Here is a 19,371-nt window from a genome sequence, read left to right as displayed (position 1 = left end):
GGGGTACACGGCCGACAGGTGACCGACCCGGACCCGGGCCCGGCCCCGGCCCGGATCTGACCCCGACCGGACCGGACCCGGATCCCCCGCCCCGACCTGCGCCCCGCGCCGACCGGCGGGAGGATGGCCGCATGTTGCTGGCCGAGGTCGCGCGCGTGTCCCGGGAGGTCGCCGAGACCTCCGCCCGCTCACGGAAGACCGCCCTGCTCGCGGAGCTGTTCGCCGCCGTGCCCCGGGAGGAGGCCGAGCTGGTGGTCTCCTACCTCGCGGGACGGCTCCCGCAGGGCCGCCCGGGAATCGGCTGGCGCGCCCTCGCGCGGGAGACGGAGCCCGCCGCCGAAGCCACCCTGACCGTGTCGGCCGTCGACGAGGCCGTGACCCGGTTCGCCGCCGTCGCGGGGGCCGGCGCGCAGGCCGAACGCCGCCGGATCCTCGAGGGCCTCTTCCGCGCCGCCACCGGACCGGAGCAGGGGTTCCTGCGCAGCCTCCTCTCCGGTGAGGTCCGCCAGGGCGCGCTCGACGCCGTCGCCCTGGAGGGTGTGGCCGCCGCGGCCGGGGTGCCGGCCGCCGAGGTGCGCCGGGCCGCGATGCTCGAGGGTTCCCTGCCCCGGGTGGCGGCCGCCGTCCTCACCCGCGGGGCGGCGGCCCTGCGCGAGGTGACACTGACCGTGGGGCGGCCCGTCCAGCCGATGCTGGCGAACTCCGCGAAATCGGTGGCCGAGGCCCTGGCCGCGCTCGGGCCGTGCGCGCTGGAGGAGAAGCTCGACGGCATCCGGGTGCAGGTCCACCGCGAGGGGGAAGAGGTCCGGGTGTACACGCGCTCCCTCGACGAGATCACCGACCGGTTGCCGGAGGTGGCCGAACTGGCCCGGTCACTGCCCGGCGAGCGGTTCATCCTCGACGGGGAGGTCATCGGAAGGTCCGCGGCGGACGGGCGGCCCGTGCCCTTCCAGGAGGTGGCGAGCCGGGTCGGCTCCCGGACAGACGTCGAGGCCGCCCGCCGGGTCCTTCCCGTCGTCCCCTTCTTCTTCGACGTGCTGGCGGCGGGCGACGACGTACTCCTCGACCTGCCGGTGCGCGACCGGTACGAGGCCCTGGCGGCGCTGGTCCCCGAGGAGTCCCGGGTGCACCGCCTCGTGGTGGAGGACCCGGTGGCGCAGGGCGCCGAGGCGCAGGAGTTCTGGACCGAGACCCTGCGCCGGGGCCACGAGGGGGTCATGGCCAAAGCCCTCGACTCCACCTACGCGGCCGGGCGGCGCGGCAAACACTGGCTCAAGGTGAAACCGGTGCACACCCTGGACCTGGTGGTCCTCGCAGTCGAACGGGGAAGCGGCCGGCGCACCGGCCTCCTGTCCAACCTGCACCTGGGTGCCCGGACCGCCGACGGGACCTTCGCCATGCTCGGCAAGACCTTCAAGGGACTCACCGACGAGATGCTGCGCTGGCAGACCGAGCGGCTCGGCGAGCTCGCGGTCGAGGACGACGGGTACACCGTCCGGGTCCGCCCCGAACTGGTCGTGGAGATCGCCTACGACGGCCTGCAGCGCTCCCCGCGCTACCCGGCCGGAGTCGCCCTGCGCTTCGCACGGGTCCTGCGCCACCGACCCGACAAGCCGGCGGCGGAGGCGGACACGGTGGAGACGGTGCTCGGGTGGTTCGGCCCGGACCGCCCGGCCGAAGGAGGCCCGGGCCGGTCCTCGTGAGGGGAAGGCTCCGGCTCCCGCGGGCATCCGGCGCACGACTTTGCCTCAGAGGCAAAGGAGATTGCCACTGAGGTAATTCTCTGGCTCAATCGGGGCATGACAACCGGCTCTGCTCCCGGCACCGACGACGCGGCCCGCTTCGACACCGACGGATCCGAAGGATCCGACCGCCCCGACAGCGGCGTCGAGCTTCCCGCCGTGGCCCCGCAGCTGCGCGAGCTGCGCCGCCGGGCCGGCCTCACCCTGGAGGCCGCCGCGGCGCGGGCCCGGCTCTCGCCCGCGCACCTGTCGCGGCTGGAGACCGGCCGGCGCCAGCCCTCGCTCCCGCTGCTGCTCGGTCTGGCCCGCACCTACGGTACGACCGTCTCGGAGCTGCTGGGGGAGACCCCGGCCGTCGCCGATCCCATCGTACGGGCCGGGGGGCCGGGCGCCCGCGAGGCCGACGGCTGGACGTACTGGCAGGCCGGCGGCCCGGGCCGCGGGATGCAGGCGCTGCGCGTGCACGTCCCCTACGGCCGCAGCCAGGGCGAGCTGGTCCGCGTGCATCCCGGGGAGGAGTGGCTGTACGTCCTGGAGGGACGGCTGCGGCTGCACCTCGGGGAGAGCGAACACCTGCTGGAGCCGGGGGACAGCGCGCACTTCGACTCGCTCACGGCGCACCGGATCGGCGCGGCCTCGTCCGGCGGTGCGGACCTGCTGTTCGTCCACACCCTGCTGCAGAGCAGTCTGGCCGGGCTGTGCCTCGGCGCGGGCACCACCGCGACGCACCACCCGTAGCCCACCGACGGCCGACGCGTCACCCGACACGACCGACCCCCGACACGACCGACAGCCGAGGAGCCCCACCCATGTCCCAGACGGAGCAGCAGTCCCCGACCTCCGGGGCCCCGACCTCCGGGGCCCCGACCTCCGAGGTCCCGGCCACCGAGGTCCCGGCCACCGAACCCCGGCCGTCCGAGGCGGGGGCCGTCCAGCCGGCGGCGGCCGCGGGGCAGACCAGCGTCCGCACGCGCTTCGAGTCGAAGTTCCCGCGCGGTCTGGTCATCCGGCTCATTGCCTACTTGTTCGTAGGTCATCTCTTCGCGTTCTTCGTCTACTTGCTCTTCGTCCTCGGCGGCCGGAACCAGTGAGGCGGGGCCCGAAGTTTCCGCTCGCGGCTCTAGGAACCTGCAAGTCCTGAAGCTACCCTCCGCGCATGATTTCCACGGTTGTCTGGGGTACCGGCAACGTCGGCCGTTTGGCCATCCGTGCCGTAGAAGCCCATCCGGCGCTGAAACTGGCGGCCGTCGTCGTCCACGATCCGGGCAAGGTCGGCCGCGACGCCGGTGAACTCGGCGGACTGGACCACGAAGTCGGGGTGTCGGCCACCAACGACATCGAGGCGGTGCTCGCCGCCCGTCCGCGGGCCGTCGTCTACGCGGCCTCGGGTGACGTCCGCCCCGACGACGCGCTGGCCGACATCACGCGGGCGATCCGCTCCGGGGCGGTCGTCGTCAGCCCTGCCCTCTATCCGCTCTACGACTACCGCAGCGCACCACCGGAGTTCCTCGATCCGGTGACCGAGGCGGTCGCGGAGGGCGGCGGTTCGCTCTTCGCCTCGGGCGTCGATCCCGGCTGGGGCAACGACGTGCTGCCGCTCCTGCTCAGCGGGCTCGGCACCAGGATCGACGTCATCCGCTGCCAGGAGATATTCGACTACTCCACCTACGACCAGCCGGACTCGGTCCGCCTCCTCGTCGGCATGGGCCAGCCCATGGACTTCGAGCCGATGATGCTCATGCCGTCCGTTCCGACCATGGTGTGGGGCGGTCAGATACGGATGATGGCCCGCGCGCTCGGGGTCGAACTCGACGACATCCGCGAGACGGTGGACCGCCGGGCCCTCGACACCACCGTCACCACCCGGACGATGGGCGAGTTCGAGGCCGGCACGCAGGGCGCCATCCGTTTCGAGGTGCAGGGCATCGTAGAGGGCGAACCGCGCATCATCATCGAGCACGTCACCCGCATCCACGGCTCCTGTGCCCCCGACTGGCCGTCCCCGCCCCACGGCGGGGACGGCGCGCACCGGGTCGTCATCGAGGGACGCCCGCGCATAGAGGTCACCATCGAGGCCACGGACGAGGGCGAGAACCGCTCCGCGGGCGGGAACGCCACCGCCGTCGGCCGGCTGGTCGGCGCCATCGACTGGCTGGTGGAGGCCGCACCGGGTCTCTACGACGCCCTGGACGTCCCCCTGCGCCCCGCCATCGGCAAACTCGGAAGGAAACAGTCATGAGGATCGACGTACCCGAAGGCCAGCACCCCATCGAGTACGTCTGGGGCGACTTGGTACCGGGCATCGGCATGGCCGCCGCCAACTTCTCGCTGTCGGTGTACGCCCATACCACTCTGGGGCTTCGGGAGTTCGAGGCCGCCCGGCTGCGCGTGGCGCAGATCAACGGGTGCGTCTTCTGCCTGGACTGGCGGACGGACCGCGACGGGGAGAAGGTCGAGGACGCGTTCCCCGACGCCGTCACCGAGTGGCGCACCACGGACCGCTTCGACGAGCGCACCCGGCTGGCCGCGGAGTACGCGGAGCGGTACTGCCTCGACCACCACGGCCTGGACGAGGAGTTCTGGGAGCGGATGACGGCGCGCTACAGCCAGGTGGAGATCGTGGAGCTGACGATGAGCATCGGGTCCTGGCTGGCCTTCGGCCGCCTCAACCACGTGCTCGGCCTCGACAGCGTGTGCGTGCTCCCAGGCCACTGAGTCCGGGCGGGAGCCGCGCGGCCACGGGCCCGGGGCCGTCGGTGGGTCGACGGCCGCGGGCCCTTGTCCTGTGTGCTGCTCCGTCCGCTGTTCCGGCCGGCGGCGGTCCCCGGCCGTCCTGTCCGGCGGTGTGCCCGGCCGTGCTTACAGGTCGGTGGCGATGATCTTCTCGATGTTGCGCTCGGCGAGGGCGGTGATGGTGACGAACGGGTTGACGCTGGTGTTGCCGGGGATGAGCGCGCCGTCGATGACGTACAGGCCGGTGTAGCCGTGCAGGCGGCCGTAGTTGTCGGTGGCCTTGTTCAGGACCGCGCCGCCGAGCGGGTGGTAGGTGAGGTGGTCGCCCCAGATCTTGTTGGTGCCGAAGAGATCCGTCCGGTAGATCGTTCCCTCCTTGGAGTTGATCTTGTCGAAGATGGTCCTGGCCATGTCGATGGAAGGCTGCTTCCAGGCCGTCTGCCAGTTCAGCTCGACCGCACCCGAGGCCGCGTTGTACGTGAACTGCGCGCGGTTCGGGTTCTTCGTGATGGACAGGTAGAACGAGGCGTACGTCTCGATGCCGGTCGGCAGCGGGGCCACCTCGGCGAAGGCGCCGCCCGCGTCCCAGTTGTCGATGCCGCCGCAGGGGATGGACGCCTGCACCTGGCCGGTCGCGTCCCACATGTGGTTGGCCCGGCCGCACATGACGTTGCCGTTGTCGCCCCAGCCCTGGCCGATCTCGCTGTTGAGGCGGGGCAGCGCGCCCGTGGCCTTGAGCCGGACGAGGAGCTTGCTGGTGCCCACGCTGCCGGCCGCGAAGAAGACCTTGTCCGCGCGGACGGTCTTGGTGCCGACCGTGTCTCCGGTGGTGTTGATCTGGTCGATGGCGACCGTGTAGCCGCCGGCGGCGGCTTGAGAGACCGAGGTCACCTTGTGCAGGGGGGAGATGGTGACCTTGCCGGTGGCCTTGGCCTGGGCGATGTAGGTCTGCTGGAGCGACTTCTTGCCGGCGTTGTTGCCGTAGAGGATCTCGCCGGCCACGGCGGACTTGGGTACGGTGCCGGCCGACTCCTTCTTCATGTAGTCCCAGTCGTACACGTCGGGGACGAAGACGAAGGGGAACCCGGCGCGCTGGGCGTGCTTGCGGCCGACGCGGGCGAACTGGTAGCAGTCGACGGTGTCGAACCAGGCTGGGTCGATCAGGCCGACCCCGAGGCCCGCGTTGGCGCGCGGGTAGTAGGTGCTGTACATCTCCTCCGCGTCCACGGACGGGAGGACCGCCGCGAAGCTGGAGCGCTTCGGGGTGACCGCCATACCGCCGTTGACCAGGGACCCGCCGCCGACGCCGCGGCCCTGGTAGACGATGATCCCGCCCATCTCCTCGGCGTCCAGGATGCCGGTGTAGCGCGGGACGTTCTTGTCGATCGGGAAGCCCAGGAAGTTGCTCAGCGGCGCCTTGGTCCTGGTCCGGAGCCAGTAGGCCCGGTAGTCCGGGGCCGTCGTGTTGCAGAAGATCTTGCCGTCCGAGCCGGGGGTGTCCCAGGCCATGCCCATCTCGATCATGTGGACGTCCACGCCGGCCTGGGCGAGCCGCAGGGCGGCGACGGAACCGCCGTACCCGGTCCCGATCACCAGGGCCGGCACGTGGGCCCCGTTGTCGATGGGCCCGGCGGCGGCCGAGTCGGCCGTGGCGGCCTGTGCCTGGGTCGGGGCGATCTGACCCGCAAGGGCCATAGCCCCGAGAATGGAACCAGTTCTACTCAGAAACCCGCGGCGCGAGACTCCGTTGGAGCTCGTTTTGTGCAGGCCTTTGTCGGTCATGTGACCTTCCTCACGCTAGGCTGAATGAGAACGAGTTCTACTGCCGAGCGCATGTGAAGTCACTAGATACGTCGGGGAATCTTTTGGCTGATCATGGTCTTGGCGGCGCCGTGAGCGGGCGGGTGTGGCGGCCCCGAAGGTCCCATCGGGCGCTGGGAACGACCACCGGCCGTGCGCGCGCGAGGCCCGGGAGTGACGGCCGCGCGGGCGACCCGTGCGGGGCCCGTGCGGGGCCCGTGCGGACCGGACGGTCCGTCCTCCCTCGAATCCGGCACGTCAGGAGTCGAACGCGCGACGACGCGGCGTCCGGTCCCGGACGGCCGGGGATCGCGGGGGACGCAGCCACTCCGTCATGGCTGTGTCCTGCGGGGGCCGCGGCCGAAAGGTGACGAACCGCAGCGTGGGCCCATGATCCGTCCGGAATCTTTTTACCTTCGCCGAGCGGATCCGTGCGTGGCCCGTACCGGTGTCACAGGCCCGCTGATCTCCCTCCGAGCGTCTTGCGTACACAAGGGGAAGCCTCCGGACGGCCGGTCCAGACCAGGATCAGGGCCGAGGCGGCGGCCGCGAAGGCGCCCCAGGGGGAAGCGAATTCCAGCCTCTACGGCGCCGAGCAGGCCGGCGCCCCGGCCGCCGGGAGCGCGCCGAGACGACGGAGCCCGCGCGGGGCCGCGGCGAGCAGCACCCCGAGCGGCACCCGGACCGGCAGCAGGGGCAGGGCGATCACCGCCCAGGCGGTGGCGACCGTACCCGCCGTCAGACCGGCGGTCGCGTGCTGGCTGGCCGGCCGGGAACTGCCCAACACCCTCACCTGCGACGACCGCCCGCCGGTCGTGGCACCGCCCGCCCCCGGCCCCTGGTAGGGCCGCCGGGCAGCCCCGGATCACCGCTGCGCCGCTCCCGGGGGTTCGAGCGGCGGAGCGGTGACCGCACAGTTGGTACGGCACTGCGGGTGGCACGCCCCGGGCGCGGGCGACCGTACGGTGGCCCACGCCAGGACGGCGCCCACCACCAGCACCCCCGCGCACCAGGGCATCGCCCGCCCGAACGCGGCGTCGAAGGCGTCGGCCGAGAGGTACGCCTCGGGCCCCATCCCGGCGAGCAGGGGCAGGCCGGCCACCGCGAGGAGGCCGGCGACGCGCGCGGCGGCGTTGTTGATTCCGCTGGCCAGGCCCGCCCTGCCCGGGTCCACCGAGGCCAGGACGGCAGCCGTCAGCGGAGCCACCAAGGTCACCATGCCCATGCCCAGTACGAGCAGCGCGGGCAGCACGTCCCGCACGTACGAGGCATCCTCGCCGACCCGCAGCATCAGCAGCATTCCCGCCGCGCACAGCAGCGGCCCCACGGTCAGCGGGATCCGTGGCCCGATGCGCTCGCCGAGCTCCGCGGACCGGGCCGACAGCAGCAGCATCAGAGCGGTGGTGGGCAGCAGTGCGGCCCCGGAGGCGAGGGCGGAGTAGCCGGAGACCACCTGGAGCTGGAGCACGACGAGGAAGAAGAACCCGCCGAAGGCCGCGTACACGCACAACGTGACCAGGTTGACGGCCGTGAACTGGCGCGAGGCGAAGATGTCCGGCGGCACCATCGGGTTCTCGCGCCGCCGCTCGACGTAGACGAAGGCGCCGGCCAGCAGGACGCCGCCGACGGCCGCGGCCGGGACGAGCGCCGAGCCGGACCGGGCCTCGATCAGGGCGTAGGTGAGCAGGGCGAGCGACGACGCGCCGAGGACGGCCCCGGCGATGTCGAAGCTTCCGCGCGCCCGCGGATCCCGGGACTCCGGTACGTGCCGCAGGGCGATGGGGACGCACAGCGCGGCCACCGGCACGTTCAACAGGAACACCCAGCGCCAGCCCGGACCGTCCACCAGCCAGCCGCCCAGGAACGGCCCCACGGCCGCGCCCACCCCGCCGAAACCCGACCACAGCCCCACCGCGCGGGCCCGGTCGGCGGGGTGGATCGAGCCCTGGATCAGGGCGAGGGAACCGGGCGTCAGCAGCGCGCCGCCGATGCCCTGCAGGGCGCGGGCGGCGATGAGCACCCCGGCGTTCGGCGCGATCCCGCACAGCAGCGAGCCCACGGCGAACCACACCACTCCGAGCACGAAGATCCGGCGCCGCCCGAACCGGTCGCCGAGCGCCCCGCCGACCAGGATCAGCCCGGCGAGGGTCAGCAGATAGGCGTTGACCGTCCACTGGAGCACGGCCAGATCGGCGTCGAGGTCCTGCCCGATCCGGGGCAGGGCGACGTTGACCACGGTCGAGTCGAGCAGCGCCATCCCGGATCCGAGCACGGTGGTCAGCACGATCCACCGGCCGCGCGGGGTACCGAGCCGCACACCGGGGGACGGCGGGGCGAGGGCGGGGTCGGTCATTCCTTCAGGCTGGACCGCGCGGCCCCGAAAGGCCACCCGGCGGCCCGACGGAGGGACGCCGGTGCCGGTTCGGCTCATGAGGCCCTCTTGTACTGCGCATGACAGCTCCCGCACCATGGCCCGCGCACGTCACGCACACCCTTTCCGCACGACCCGCACACGGCGTACGAGGAGACCACACGTGGCACAGACCGACAGCCGGCGATCTTCGAGATCGCGATTACGCTTCCTGCGCACGGGGATGGCCGCCCTCGGCGCGACCCTGCTCCTCCCCCTCGGTGCGGGCGTCGCCGCCGCCGCCCCGGACCCGGCCCCCGGCCCGGGAACGGCCGAGCGCAAGATCGAACCGAGTCTCCGGGCCCAGCTCGACGGTTCCGCGAAGGCCGTCTTCTGGGTCTACCTCGACAGCGCCGCCGACCTCACCGCCGCCGACGGGCAGCAGACCCGCGCCGCGAAGGCCGCGACGGTGCTGCGGCTCAAGAAGGACCACGCGGCACGCAGCCAGACCGAGGTGATCAAGGCCCTGGACGGCGCGCGGGCCGAGTACACCTCGTACTGGATCGTGAACGCGGTCCGCGTCGTCGGCACGGAGAAACTCGCCGGCGCCCTCGCCCAGCGACCCGAGGTCTCCCGGATCGACGCCGACGACAAGGTCGAGCTCCCCGAGCCCGCCGACGGCAAGCGGGAGAAGGCCTCCGCCGACGCCGTCGAGTGGAACATCGACCGAGTCAAGGCACCTCAGGTGTGGGACCAGCTCGGCGTGCGCGGCGAAGGCATCGTCGTCGCCAACATCGACAGCGGCGTGGACTACACGCACCCGGCCGTGGCCGGCCAGTACCGCGGCAAGAGCGCCGACGGCGCCTACGACCACAACTACAACTGGTTCGACCCCGCCGGCGTGTGCCCCACCTCCGCCCCGTGCGACAACAACGACCACGGAACGCACACCATGGGCACCATGGTCGGTGACGACGGCGGCGCCAACCGGATCGGCGTCGCCCCGGGCGCCCGGTGGATCGCCGCGAAGGGCTGCGAGACGACCTCCTGCTCCGAGGCCTCGCTGCTCGCCGCCGGCCAGTGGATCGTCGCGCCGACCGACCTGCACGGGCAGAACCCCCGTCCCGACCTCGCCCCGCACGTCGTCAACAACTCCTGGGGCGGCACGGGCGGCGACTCCTGGTACCAGGAGATCGTCGACACCTGGCGCGCCGCCGGCATCTTCCCCGCCTTCTCCAACGGCAACTCCGGCCCCGGTTGCTCCACCAGCGGCTCGCCCGGCGACTACGCGAGCTCCTACAGCTCCGGCGCCTTCGACATCAACGGCGCGATCGCGTCGTTCTCCTCGCGCGGCGCGGGCCCCGGCGGACTCGTCAAGCCGAACATCGCCGCCCCCGGCGTGAACGTGCGCTCCTCCGTTCCCGGCGGCGGATACGCGTCCTTCTCCGGCACCTCGATGGCCTCGCCGCACACGGCCGCGACCGTGGCCCTGCTCTGGTCGGCCGCGCCCGCGCTCGTGGGAGACATCGCGCAGACCGAGGCGCTCCTGGACGGCACCGCCCTGGACACCGACAGCAGTCAGTGCGGCGGCACCACCGCCGACAACAACGTCTTCGGCGAGGGCAAGCTCGACGCGCTCGCCGCCGTCAGCGCCGCCCCGCGCGGCGCGATCGGGGCCCTCGGCGGCACCGTCCGCGCGGGCGGGCAGCCGCTCGCCGGCGTGAAGGTCTTCGCGGACGGCCCGATCGACCGCACGGCCACCACCGCGGCCGACGGCACGTACAGTTTCCCCGCCCTGTCGGTGGGGGAGTATTCCCTGACCGCCTCGAAGTTCGGCTACGGGCCGCAGACCGCGACCGTGGCCGTCACCGAGAACACCACCGCCACCGGAGACCTCGCGCTCACCGAGGCGGCCTCCGGGAAGGTCACCGGCACGGTCTCCTCGGCCGCGGGCCCGCTGGCCGGCGCCGCCGTCAGCGTCGCGGACACCCCGGTCACCGCGACCACCGACGCACAGGGCCGCTTCGAGGTCACCCTGCCGCACGGCACGTACGACGTGAGCGCCACCCACTCCTCCCGCTGCCTCACCGGCGGCACCGCCAAGGTCACCGTCGCCGGGGACACCACCGTCGCGGTCGACCTCCCCGAACGCACCGACGGCTACGGCTACGCCTGCGCGACCGCGAGCGGCGGCCCGTACCGGGCGGGGGACCGGCAGATCGCGCTGACCGGTGACAACACCACCGAACGCGTCGACCTTCCCTTCCCGCTGCCGCTGTACGGAAAGACCTACGGGCAGGCCTGGATCGGCACGAACGGCACCATCAGCTTCGGCGGCAACAACACCGCGGACGTCAACACGGACATCCCGAGCTCGGCCACCCCCAACGCGGCGCTCTACCCCTTCTGGGACGACCTCGTCGTCGGCGCCGCGGGCAGCGGATCCGGCGTCTTCACCGCGGTCACCGGCACGGCGCCGCACCGGCAGTACGTGATCGAGTGGCGCGGGGTGTCGCACTGGTCGGCGCAGGCCGACACGTTCTCCTTCTCCGCGGCCATCGGCGAGGACGGCACCGTGCGGTACTCCTACAAGGGGACCGGCGGCACCGGCATCAAGGGCGGGTCCACGGCCACGGTCGGCGTGGAGAACGCGACCGGCATCGACGCGTACCGGTACTCCTTCAACACGGCCGTCATCACGGACGGGCTGTCCATCGCCTTCCGCACCACCAAGAGCGGTGTGGTGGCGGGCCGGGTGCTCGACGCGAACGACGGCAACGGCGTGGCCGGAGCCACGGTGACCGTCGGTACGGGTGCCACGGCCGTCTCGGCCGTCACGGCGGCCGACGGCGCCTACGTGGTCCAGAGCCCCTCGGGAGCGCGGGACCTCACGCTGACCGCCGCGCAGTACGAACCGGCGGCGGCCACCGTGGACGTCAAGGCGGCCGACGTCACGACGGTGACCCGGTCCCTGCGCACCGGCAAGGTGACGGCCGCGAAACCGGCGGTGGAGATCGTCCTTCCGCCGGGCCAGATGCGGACGCGGACACTGGACCTCGCCAACGCGGGCCTCGGCACGGCCTTCGGGGTGGCCGAGGACGCGGGCTGGCTGAGCGTGACCCCGGGCTCGGGGGACCTCCCGACGGGCGGCAAGGCCTCGCTCACGCTGTCGGTGGACAGCGCGGGCCTGACCCCGGGCACCGTCCTCACCGCCGACCTGAAGATCACATCGGTCAGCGGCCGCACCCCGGTGCTCACCGTTCCCGTCAAGCTCGTCGTCCCGCGCTACCAGGCAGCCGTGGACGCGGGCTCCACCGGCGCGAGCACGGACTCCCTGGGCGACGGCTGGTCCCCGGACCGCAAGTACACGCAGGGCTCCTACGGGTACCAGGGCAGCGGCTCGGTCCAGTCCACCAGCCGCACGATCGCGGGCACGGACGACCAGCGGCTGCTGCGCAACGCCCGCGAGGGCATGTACGAGTACCGCTTCGACAACGTCCCGAACGGCACCTACACCGTCGAACTGGGCTTCGCGGAGCTTTCCTCCACCAAGCCGAACAAGCGCGTCTTCGACGTCCTGGCGGAGGGCGCCCTGGTGCTGCCGTCCTTGGACATCTCGCTGGAGGCGGGCCCGTACACGGCCCTGACCCGCACGTACACGGTCACGGTCACGGACGGAGTCCTCAACGTCCGCTTCGTCGCCCACAGCGGCTACGGCAAACCCCTGCTGAACTCCCTGCGGGTGACGGACCGCCCCGACAAGGGCTGATCCCGGGGGTGGTCCGACGGGCGGGGCGCCTGCGGGCGCCCCGCCCTTGTGTCAGGGCTGCGGCGCCCGGCCATTCGGGTGGCGGGCGGTGACCGGCCCGAGAGGGACGCGCGGGAGGGCAGGGGGCGCCGTACCGTGGCTGTCCATGACGCTCCAGAGCGACCGGGCCGGGCAGGCCGAGCACAGCGAGCCGACCGCGCCGACCGCGTTCCCCGCGCCCCCAGCGCTCCCCGTACCCCCATCGACGCAGTTGCCGGCCGGAGCGCACGGTCCGGCCGGGGACGCCGGCCGGATCCGGGCGGTCGTGCGGGACATCGACCCGGAGGCCGCATGGGCGGTCGGCGGCCCCGACGGCCCTGACGGCCCTGACGGCCCCGACGGGCCGGACAGGGTGGCGGAGCGAGCCGGGACCGAGCCCCCGGTCCCGGTCCCGGTCCCGGCCCCGGACGGCGTGCTCGACGTCGGCGGCCTGGCGGCCGTCCTGGCGCTCTGGCCGGTGATCGGGATCCTCGTGGACGCGGGCGAGCTGAGCCTGCACACCCCGCTCACCGCGTACGGGGCGGGCGGGGGGCTGCCCGCCGGAACCACCGCGCACCATCTGCTCACCCACGGCGCGGGACCGTCACCCGCCCGCGCCCTCGTCGGGCTCGCCGAGCGGCTGTGCGGCAGTCCCCTCGCCGGGTTCGCCGCGGACCGGGTCTGGGGCCCCCTCGGCATGACCCGGACCGGGTTCGCCGCCGACGGAACCCTGCACGCGCCCGTCGCCGACCTCGCCCGGTTCCTCAGCCACCTCCTCGCCCCGGCGGACGAGCCCGTCAGCCGCGCCTGGACCGCCGAATCACTGCGCATCCGCACCGGCGAGCTCGTCCCGGCCCGCGGCCTCCTCTGGTACCCGGCCCCCCACGGCGCCTGGTCCCACGGCGAAGGCCCGGCCGTGTGGGTCTCACCGCGCCGGCAACGGTGGGCCGCCCTCGTCCCGACGGTCCCGTCGGGTCCGCTCCGTACCGCCTTCCGTGAGGCGGCATTCGCCTGAACTGCCCACCACTGCAACGCTGTTGTATTCTCGGCAGACCATGAGGAGAGCCCACCGACGGGACTCGGAAGTACCCGGTCCGCAGAGTCCCTGGGACGAGATCGTCCCCGGCCTCTGGATGGGCGGCCACCACTGGACCGACCCGGCGGGGGAGCTGTGGCCGGTCGTCGCCGGCGCCGAGTTCGACCTCGTGATCAGCCTCTTCACCCGGCCGGGCCACGGCCCCGACCCGTCCGTGGAACACCTGGTCGGCGAAATGCCCGACGCCCCGCTCACGGGCGCGCAGCTCCGTACCGTCCAGCGGCTCGCCGTGGCGGCCCGCGCCGCGCTCGACTCCGGACGGACGATCCTGGTCCGCTGCCATTCCGGCTACAACCGGTCCGGCCTCGTCGTGGCCCAGTGCCTCGTCGACGGCGGTCTCGCGCCGGCCGACGCCATCGGCCTCGTCCGCCGCAAGCGCTCGCCGTGGGCCCTGCACAACGGGTCCTTCACCGCCTACCTCGCCTCCGGACTGGACGTCGCGGCGATGCTCGTCGACCTGGACCCCGCTTCGGAGATCGATCCGCTCCCGTAGTCCGCGGACGCCCCCCGAAGCGCGGACCCGGGGTGATCGACGTACGGTGAGCGCGAGATCGCCGATCGTTACGGTCGTCTCCTTCGGATCTCGGCGGTCGAGCCGCGGGGTCCGCCCCAGGAGACGGCCCAGTCCCCGGCTGCGCGGAGGTGCACGGATGCGTACGGTCCACGGGACCACCCTCGCTGTGCTCGCGCCCCCGGTCCGGATTCCGGCCCCCGTGCACGACGCCCCCGCCCTGCCCGTCCTCGTACGGGGCTTCGTGCGCACCCGGCCCCGGGCGGCGCGCGGGCACGCCGGGCCCGGCCGGTCCGGCGCCTTCGCCCTCGCTCCCCACCCGGGCCTCGCGGTCACCGGGTCCCCGCCGCACGGCCCGTACCCGACCCGCTCGGACCGTTCCCCGACCCGCTGGACCCCCAGAAGATCCCGCAGATCCGGCTGACCCTCGCCGCACCACCGGAACTGCCGAACGCGGCCCGCACCGGCCGAGGTCTCGCTCCCCCTGCGCGCCCGGCCCGCCCTGGCCGACCCGACCGGACCACTGCCTCAGCCCGGCCCCACCCGACCACCCGACCACCCGACCACCCGAGGAATCCATGTCCGACGCCGCGACCTCCGAGTTCACCGACCCGGACGCCGACCAACTGGGCGCCCTGTGCCGGGAGCTGGCCGACGCCGCCGACGCCGTCGGCGAAGCCGCCCGCTACGCCTCCCGCATGGCCCTCGGCTCCCGACTGCCGGTCACCGCCCTGAGTTTCGGCAGCCGCCGCCGCGCGGCCTGGCGTACGCTGCTGCGCGCCCTCACCGACCCGGCCGGTCTCGGCTGGGCCCCCAGGGGCCGGGGAGTGGCGCGGGCCGGCTGGCTCGCCGGAGTCCTCGCCGGCCGCGAGAGCCTCGCCGTCAGCCTCGCGGTGTGCGGACTCAAGGGCCGGATCAGGGCGGCGAGTACGCGCAATCCCGCGCTGAAGGAGGATCCGGACGCGGCCGTGGTCCTGCGGGCCGTCGAGGAGGAACGGCAGGCCGACGCGGTGCGGGAGTTCCGAGACCTCATGCGCAGGCAGGGCGCCGGGTCGGCCTTCGCGCTGCTGAACCCCTCCTTCGCCGACATCCTGGCCTGGAACGCGCTGACCGACGACAATCCCTTCAACGACCATGCCGGGTGGCAGGTCGCCACCGGCCGCGCCATGGCCGCCGAACCGCTTCTCGGGCTGGGCGCCGCCCTCCTCGCCTTCTTCGACCGGGGCCCGGCCGCCGGCGCACCGGAGACCGGCCTCCTCGCGGAGCTGGACACCACCGGTACCCCGGCCGGATACCTGCGCAATGCCGATGTGATCGCCTCGGCCGCCGGAGCCGTCCTGCTGCAACGGGTCACCGTGGCCGACGGGACCGAACGGTGCGTGGTCCAGCTCGCCGGTCCACCCCGGGAACCAGGCCGCCCGCAGGCCCCGCAGGCCGCGCACGAGCGGCACGACGCCCACGAGGCCCACGAGGCGTACGCCCGCGCGGTGGCCGCGACCGTGCGCCGCCTCGTCGCGTCCGGAACCGAACTCGCCCTGGTCGGCCGCGGCCCGGGCGCGCGCTCGGCCGAACGGCTTTCCCTGAGCAAGGAGTTCATCACCGTCTACCCGGCCGCCCGACTCTGCTGCCGCCCCGAGTCCGGTCCCGAGTCCGGTCCCGAGGCGGATCTCGCGGGCCTGGCAGCCTTCCGGGGCCGGGTCACCGCCACCCACCTCACGGGCGTGCCGGGCCTTCCCGATGTCCTCCTCCCGGGGAGGGCGCTGTGAGAAGCCGCCCCGAACCCGCCCCCGCCGACGGCCTGCGCGCCCACTCGGCCGCCCTGCGCTCGCACGCCGACCGGCTCCGTCGCGCCGCCGGCGACCTGAGGTGGCGGGGCCCGCGGGCCGACGCCTTCCGTGCGGAAGTGGCCGTTCTGGCCGACCGCTGCACCACCGCGGCCGGCGGCCTCGACCTCGCGGCGGCGCAACTCGCCGACCCGGACCGCCCGTAGTGCTCCGCTCCGCCCTGCCGCACGGTCGGGGCGGCGGCCCGAGCCTCTCGCTCCGCAGGCGTCCTGCCCGCTTCGGCGGCTCGGTCCTGGCCGGCGTGACCCGCGGTCTACGCCGTCGGCGCGGGGAGGCCGCGCAGGGCGGCCAGTGCCCGTTCGGTGATCTCCTCCGGGGTTCCGGACACGTCGACGCGTACGCCGAGCTCGTCCGCCTGGAGCGGCTCGAGCGAGTCGAACTGCGAATCCAGCAGCGTGGTGGGCATGAAGTGGCCGCTGCGCTCCGCCATGCGCTTCTCTATCAAGGGCCGTTCGCCGGTGAGGTGGACGAACACGGTTCCCGGCGAGGCGGCGCGCAAGCGGTCCCGGTAGACGCGCTTGAGCGCGGAGGCGGCCACGACCCCGCCGGTCCGGCCGGCCCGGTTGCGCATCCACTCGCCGATGGCGTCCAGCCAGGGCCACCGGTCGGTGTCGTCCAGGGGCGTGCCGGCCGACATCTTGGCGACGTTGGCCGCGGGGTGGAAGGCGTCGCCCTCCGCGTAGGGGAGGGCGAGTGCGTCGGCGAGCAGCCGGCCCACGGTCGTCTTGCCCGTCCCGGCCACGCCCATCACCACAATGACGCGCTCCACCGCGTACCTCGCTTCGCCGTCCTCGCCGACGTCGGCCCGCCCGACGCCAGGGCACCACTGCAACCTATTACGTCGACGACCTGCGCGTCATCCGCCCGGGCGCCCCGGGCCACCCCGGAGCAGTGCGCCGAGCCCACGGAGGCGGCCCCTCGGTACGGGGCGTACCTCGTGCGCCGCCGGCTCGACGGACACCTCCGCCACCACATCGCCTTCCCCCGGGTCGTCCTCACCACCCCGGGGCGGTGCGGGTCAGCCGCCAGGGGCGGTGCGCGGAGTGGTCTGCTGGACCGCCCAGCCGTTGCCGTCCGGGTCGCTGAAGTAGACGAAGGAGCCCCAGGGCATGTCCTCGATCTCCGTCACCTCGATGCCCCGGCCCCTGAGATCGGCGAAGGCCTCCTCGATGTCCGTGACCACCACCTGCAGGTTGTCCAGGGAGCCGGGGGCCATCCGGGTCAGTCCCCTGCCGATCGCGATGGAACAGGCCGAGCCCGGCGGGGTCAGCTGGACGAAACGGATGTCCTCGCTGACGGTGACGTCGTGGTCGGCGTGGAAACCCAAGCGTTCGTAGAAGGCCTTGGCCCGGTCGATGTCGGTGACCGGGACGGCGACCAGTTCCAGTTTGATGTCCATCGGCTGCTTCCTCGTCGTGACCGCGGCGGACTGCCCGTCGGCCATCATCCACCGGACACGGTCGGCGCGCCGTCCGGGACGGTGTCGGCGCGCGGCGTGTCGGCCGCTGCGAACTGGGTGCGGTACAGCTCCTCGTACCGCCCGCCCACCGCCAGCAGTTCGGTGTGGGTGCCGCGTTCCACGATCCGGCCGTCCTCCACCACCAGGATCAGGTCGGCGGCCTGCACGGTCGACAGCCGGTGGGCGATCACCACGGCGGTCCGGCCCGCCAGGGCCTCGCCGAGGGCCTCCTGGACCGCGGCCTCCGAGGTGGAGTCCAGATGGGCGGTGGCCTCGTCCAGGATCACCACCCGCTGCCTGGCCAGCAGCAGCCGGGCGATGGTCAGCCGCTGGCGCTCGCCGCCCGACAGCCGGTAGCCGCGCTCACCGACGATCGTGTCGAGGCCGTCCGGGAGGGAGGCCACGAGACCGTCCAGCCGCGAGCGGCGCAGGGCCTCCCAGATGTCCTCCTCCGCCGCGCCAGGGCGGGCCAGCAGCAGGTTGGCCCGTACCGACTCGTGGAAGAGGTGGCCGTCCTGCGTGACCATGCCCAGGGTTTCGCGGATGGAGTCGGCGGTGAGGTCCCGTACGTCGATCCCGCCGAGGCGGACCGCCCCCGCGTCGGCGTCGTACAGCCGGGGCAGCAGCTGCGCGATCGTCGACTTGCCGGCGCCCGACGAGCCCACCAGGGCGATCATCTGGCCGGGCTCGGCGCGGAAGGACACCTCGTGCAGCACCTGCGTACCACCGCGGGCGTCGAGGGTCGCGACCTCCTCCAGTGAGGCGAGCGAGACCTTGTCGGGAGAGGGGTACCCGAAGGAGACCCGGTCGAACTCCACCGTCACCGGACCGTCCGGGACCCGCCGGGCGTCCGGCTTCTGGGAGATCAGCGGCTTCAGGTCGAGGATCTCGAAGACCCGCTCGAAGCTCACCATGGCGCTCATCACCTCGACCCGGGCCCCGGCGAGCGCGGTCAGCGGCGCGTACAGGCGGGTCAGGAGCAGCGCGAGGGCGACGACGGAGCCCGCGTCCAGGGTGCCGCGCAGGGCGTAGTAGCCGCCGAGCCCGTACACGAGCGCCAGGGCCAGGGCCGAGACGAGCGTCAGGGCGGTGATGAAGGCCGACTGGGCCATGGCCGTGCGGATCCCGATGTCCCGTACCCGGGCCGCCCGCGCGGCGAACTCCGCCGACTCGTCGGCCGGCCGTCCGAACAGCTTCACCAGCGTCGCGCCCGGCGCCGAGAACCGTTCCGTCATCTGCGTGCCCATCGACGCGTTCAGCGCCGAGGCCTCCCGCTGCATCGAAGCCATCCGCGCGCCCATCCGGCGGGCCGGGAGCACGAAGACCGGCAGGAGCACGAGGGCCAGCAGCGTGATCTGCCAGGAAATGCCCAGCATCACGGTGAGGGTCAGCAGCAGGGTCACGGTATTGGCCACGACGCCCGACAGGGTGTTGCTGAAGGCCCGTTGTGCCCCGATCACGTCGTTGTTGAGGCGGCTCACGAGTGCGCCCGTGCGGGTCCGGGTGAAGAACGCCACCGGCATCCGCTGCACGTGGTCGAAGACCGCCGTGCGCAGATCCAGGATCAGGCCCTCTCCCAGCGTGGCCGACAGCCGCCGGATGAGCAGTCCGAGGGCCGCCTCCGCCACCGCGATCAGCGCGATGAGCAGGGCGAGGCGGGTGACCGTGCCGGCCTCCTCGCCCTCGACGATCGTGGTGACCACGCGGCTCGCGAGCACCGGAGTGGCCACCGCCAGCAAGGCGGTCACCATGCTGAGCAGCAGGAACAGCGTCAGCCCGCGGCGGTGCGGGAGGGCGAAAGCGGCGATCCGGCGCAGGCTCGCCCGCGAGAGCGGGCGCCGCTCCTGCTGGGCGTTGATCGCGCTGTGCAGCGAGGTCCAGGCGGTGACTTCCATGTCCATGCTCCGAACGCTACGACCTCAACCGGACTCGAGGTCAACGGAGGGGGTCGCTCACTCCGATGCGGCGCCAACTCCCGCTCACATGAGGTATTTTCCGGACCCTCGTACGCGTGCGCACCCGATGTGACCCCATTCCGATGAGGTTAAT

The 19,371-nt window shown here is 73.2% G+C and carries 17 protein-coding genes; 11 read left to right on the top strand and 6 right to left on the bottom strand.

The window, feature by feature from the left end; translation table 11 throughout:
• The first annotated feature begins 131 nt into the window (after nucleotides 1-131).
• From ABZY44_RS06825 to ABZY44_RS06805, 5 genes are all read left to right on the top strand, one after another.
• On the top strand, nucleotides 132-1,703 hold the full coding sequence (locus ABZY44_RS06825) for an ATP-dependent DNA ligase (RefSeq protein ID WP_356650662.1): 1,572 nt from the start codon (nucleotides 132-134) through the stop codon (nucleotides 1,701-1,703).
• A 96-nt stretch (nucleotides 1,704-1,799) separates the two neighbouring features.
• A complete protein-coding gene (locus ABZY44_RS06820) occupies nucleotides 1,800-2,480 on the top strand; it encodes an XRE family transcriptional regulator (RefSeq protein ID WP_356650660.1) in 681 nt (226 codons plus the stop codon).
• 71 nt (nucleotides 2,481-2,551) lie between these two features.
• On the top strand, nucleotides 2,552-2,833 hold the full coding sequence (locus ABZY44_RS06815; RefSeq protein WP_356650658.1) for a DUF6126 family protein: 282 nt from the start codon (nucleotides 2,552-2,554) through the stop codon (nucleotides 2,831-2,833).
• A 65-nt stretch (nucleotides 2,834-2,898) separates the two neighbouring features.
• Nucleotides 2,899-3,981 carry a dihydrodipicolinate reductase gene (locus ABZY44_RS06810; RefSeq protein WP_356650656.1) on the top strand — a complete coding sequence of 361 codons (1,083 nt, stop codon included), beginning with the start codon at nucleotides 2,899-2,901 and terminating at the stop codon, nucleotides 3,979-3,981.
• A complete protein-coding gene (locus ABZY44_RS06805) occupies nucleotides 3,978-4,457 on the top strand; it encodes a carboxymuconolactone decarboxylase family protein (RefSeq protein ID WP_356650654.1) in 480 nt (159 codons plus the stop codon). Before ABZY44_RS06810 ends, ABZY44_RS06805 begins: the two co-directional genes overlap by 4 nt.
• A 144-nt stretch (nucleotides 4,458-4,601) precedes the next feature.
• On the opposite strand, the gene ABZY44_RS06800 is transcribed toward ABZY44_RS06805, so the two are convergent.
• The 3 genes from ABZY44_RS06800 to ABZY44_RS06790 form a co-directional block, all read right to left on the bottom strand.
• Nucleotides 4,602-6,257, bottom strand: a complete 1,656-nt coding sequence (locus ABZY44_RS06800) for a GMC oxidoreductase (RefSeq protein ID WP_356650652.1) — start codon at nucleotides 6,255-6,257, stop codon at nucleotides 4,602-4,604.
• A 601-nt stretch (nucleotides 6,258-6,858) separates the two neighbouring features.
• Nucleotides 6,859-7,059: a DUF6629 family protein gene (locus tag ABZY44_RS06795; RefSeq protein ID WP_356650650.1), complete on the bottom strand. Its 201-nt coding sequence runs from the start codon at nucleotides 7,057-7,059 to the stop codon at nucleotides 6,859-6,861.
• A gap of 81 nt (nucleotides 7,060-7,140) precedes the next feature.
• Entirely contained in the window at nucleotides 7,141-8,628 is a 1,488-nt protein-coding gene (locus ABZY44_RS06790) for an MFS transporter (RefSeq protein ID WP_356650648.1), read from the bottom strand.
• Between the two features lie 181 nt (nucleotides 8,629-8,809).
• On the opposite strand from ABZY44_RS06790, the gene ABZY44_RS06785 reads away from it, so the two are divergent.
• The 6 genes from ABZY44_RS06785 (at nucleotide 8,810) to ABZY44_RS06760 (ending at nucleotide 16,009) form a co-directional block, all read left to right on the top strand.
• Nucleotides 8,810-12,394 carry a S8 family serine peptidase gene (locus ABZY44_RS06785; RefSeq protein WP_356650646.1) on the top strand — a complete coding sequence of 1,195 codons (3,585 nt, stop codon included), beginning with the start codon at nucleotides 8,810-8,812 and terminating at the stop codon, nucleotides 12,392-12,394.
• Between the two features lie 145 nt (nucleotides 12,395-12,539).
• The gene (locus ABZY44_RS06780) at nucleotides 12,540-13,427 is read left to right on the top strand and encodes a hypothetical protein (RefSeq protein WP_356650644.1); all 888 of its coding nucleotides are present in this window, start codon (nucleotides 12,540-12,542) and stop codon (nucleotides 13,425-13,427) included.
• A gap of 40 nt (nucleotides 13,428-13,467) precedes the next feature.
• Entirely contained in the window at nucleotides 13,468-14,001 is a 534-nt protein-coding gene (locus ABZY44_RS06775; protein WP_356650642.1) for a protein phosphatase, read from the top strand.
• A gap of 157 nt (nucleotides 14,002-14,158) precedes the next feature.
• Nucleotides 14,159-14,443 (top strand): hypothetical protein, encoded by a 285-nt coding sequence (locus ABZY44_RS06770; RefSeq protein ID WP_356650640.1) that lies wholly within the window; start codon nucleotides 14,159-14,161, stop codon nucleotides 14,441-14,443.
• A 154-nt stretch (nucleotides 14,444-14,597) separates the two neighbouring features.
• A complete protein-coding gene (locus ABZY44_RS06765) occupies nucleotides 14,598-15,785 on the top strand; it encodes a hypothetical protein (protein ID WP_356650638.1) in 1,188 nt (395 codons plus the stop codon).
• Entirely contained in the window at nucleotides 15,782-16,009 is a 228-nt protein-coding gene (locus tag ABZY44_RS06760; RefSeq protein ID WP_356650636.1) for a hypothetical protein, read from the top strand. Before ABZY44_RS06765 ends, ABZY44_RS06760 begins: the two co-directional genes overlap by 4 nt.
• Nucleotides 16,010-16,116: 107 nt before the next feature.
• Here ABZY44_RS06760 and ABZY44_RS06755 read toward each other — a convergent pair whose 3' ends face one another.
• The 3 genes from ABZY44_RS06755 to ABZY44_RS06745 all read right to left on the bottom strand — a co-directional run bounded on the left by ABZY44_RS06755 (nucleotide 16,117) and on the right by ABZY44_RS06745 (nucleotide 19,223).
• Nucleotides 16,117-16,611 (bottom strand): gluconokinase, encoded by a 495-nt coding sequence (locus tag ABZY44_RS06755; RefSeq protein ID WP_356650822.1) that lies wholly within the window; start codon nucleotides 16,609-16,611, stop codon nucleotides 16,117-16,119.
• A gap of 270 nt (nucleotides 16,612-16,881) precedes the next feature.
• Nucleotides 16,882-17,262 carry a VOC family protein gene (locus ABZY44_RS06750; protein WP_356650634.1) on the bottom strand — a complete coding sequence of 127 codons (381 nt, stop codon included), beginning with the start codon at nucleotides 17,260-17,262 and terminating at the stop codon, nucleotides 16,882-16,884.
• A 44-nt stretch (nucleotides 17,263-17,306) separates the two neighbouring features.
• Nucleotides 17,307-19,223, bottom strand: coding sequence for an ABC transporter ATP-binding protein (locus tag ABZY44_RS06745; protein WP_356650632.1), 1,917 nt, complete (start codon nucleotides 19,221-19,223; stop codon nucleotides 17,307-17,309).
• Nucleotides 19,224-19,371: the final 148 nt, after the last annotated feature.

Origin of the sequence: Streptomyces sp. NPDC006544 (genome assembly GCF_040611715.1) — a bacterium.
Lineage (GTDB): Bacteria > Actinomycetota > Actinomycetes > Streptomycetales > Streptomycetaceae > Streptomyces.
Note: the sequence above shows the minus strand (reverse complement) of the source record. Positions and strands in the feature narration are given on the sequence as shown.

Coding starts and splice junctions, on each gene's coding strand:
- ABZY44_RS06775 (WP_356650642.1), top strand. CDS start 13,468: ATGAGGAGAGCCCACCGACGGGACTCGGAAGTACCCGGTCCGCAGAGT.
- ABZY44_RS06810 (WP_356650656.1), top strand. CDS start 2,899: ATGATTTCCACGGTTGTCTGGGGTACCGGCAACGTCGGCCGTTTGGCC.
- ABZY44_RS06750 (WP_356650634.1), bottom strand. CDS start 17,262: ATGGACATCAAACTGGAACTGGTCGCCGTCCCGGTCACCGACATCGAC.
- ABZY44_RS06825 (WP_356650662.1), top strand. CDS start 132: ATGTTGCTGGCCGAGGTCGCGCGCGTGTCCCGGGAGGTCGCCGAGACC.
- ABZY44_RS06780 (WP_356650644.1), top strand. CDS start 12,540: ATGACGCTCCAGAGCGACCGGGCCGGGCAGGCCGAGCACAGCGAGCCG.
- ABZY44_RS06790 (WP_356650648.1), bottom strand. CDS start 8,628: ATGACCGACCCCGCCCTCGCCCCGCCGTCCCCCGGTGTGCGGCTCGGT.
- ABZY44_RS06815 (WP_356650658.1), top strand. CDS start 2,552: ATGTCCCAGACGGAGCAGCAGTCCCCGACCTCCGGGGCCCCGACCTCC.
- ABZY44_RS06800 (WP_356650652.1), bottom strand. CDS start 6,257: ATGACCGACAAAGGCCTGCACAAAACGAGCTCCAACGGAGTCTCGCGC.
- ABZY44_RS06805 (WP_356650654.1), top strand. CDS start 3,978: ATGAGGATCGACGTACCCGAAGGCCAGCACCCCATCGAGTACGTCTGG.
- ABZY44_RS06745 (WP_356650632.1), bottom strand. CDS start 19,223: ATGGACATGGAAGTCACCGCCTGGACCTCGCTGCACAGCGCGATCAAC.
- ABZY44_RS06770 (WP_356650640.1), top strand. CDS start 14,159: ATGCGTACGGTCCACGGGACCACCCTCGCTGTGCTCGCGCCCCCGGTC.
- ABZY44_RS06765 (WP_356650638.1), top strand. CDS start 14,598: ATGTCCGACGCCGCGACCTCCGAGTTCACCGACCCGGACGCCGACCAA.
- ABZY44_RS06755 (WP_356650822.1), bottom strand. CDS start 16,611: ATGGGCGTGGCCGGGACGGGCAAGACGACCGTGGGCCGGCTGCTCGCC.
- ABZY44_RS06820 (WP_356650660.1), top strand. CDS start 1,800: ATGACAACCGGCTCTGCTCCCGGCACCGACGACGCGGCCCGCTTCGAC.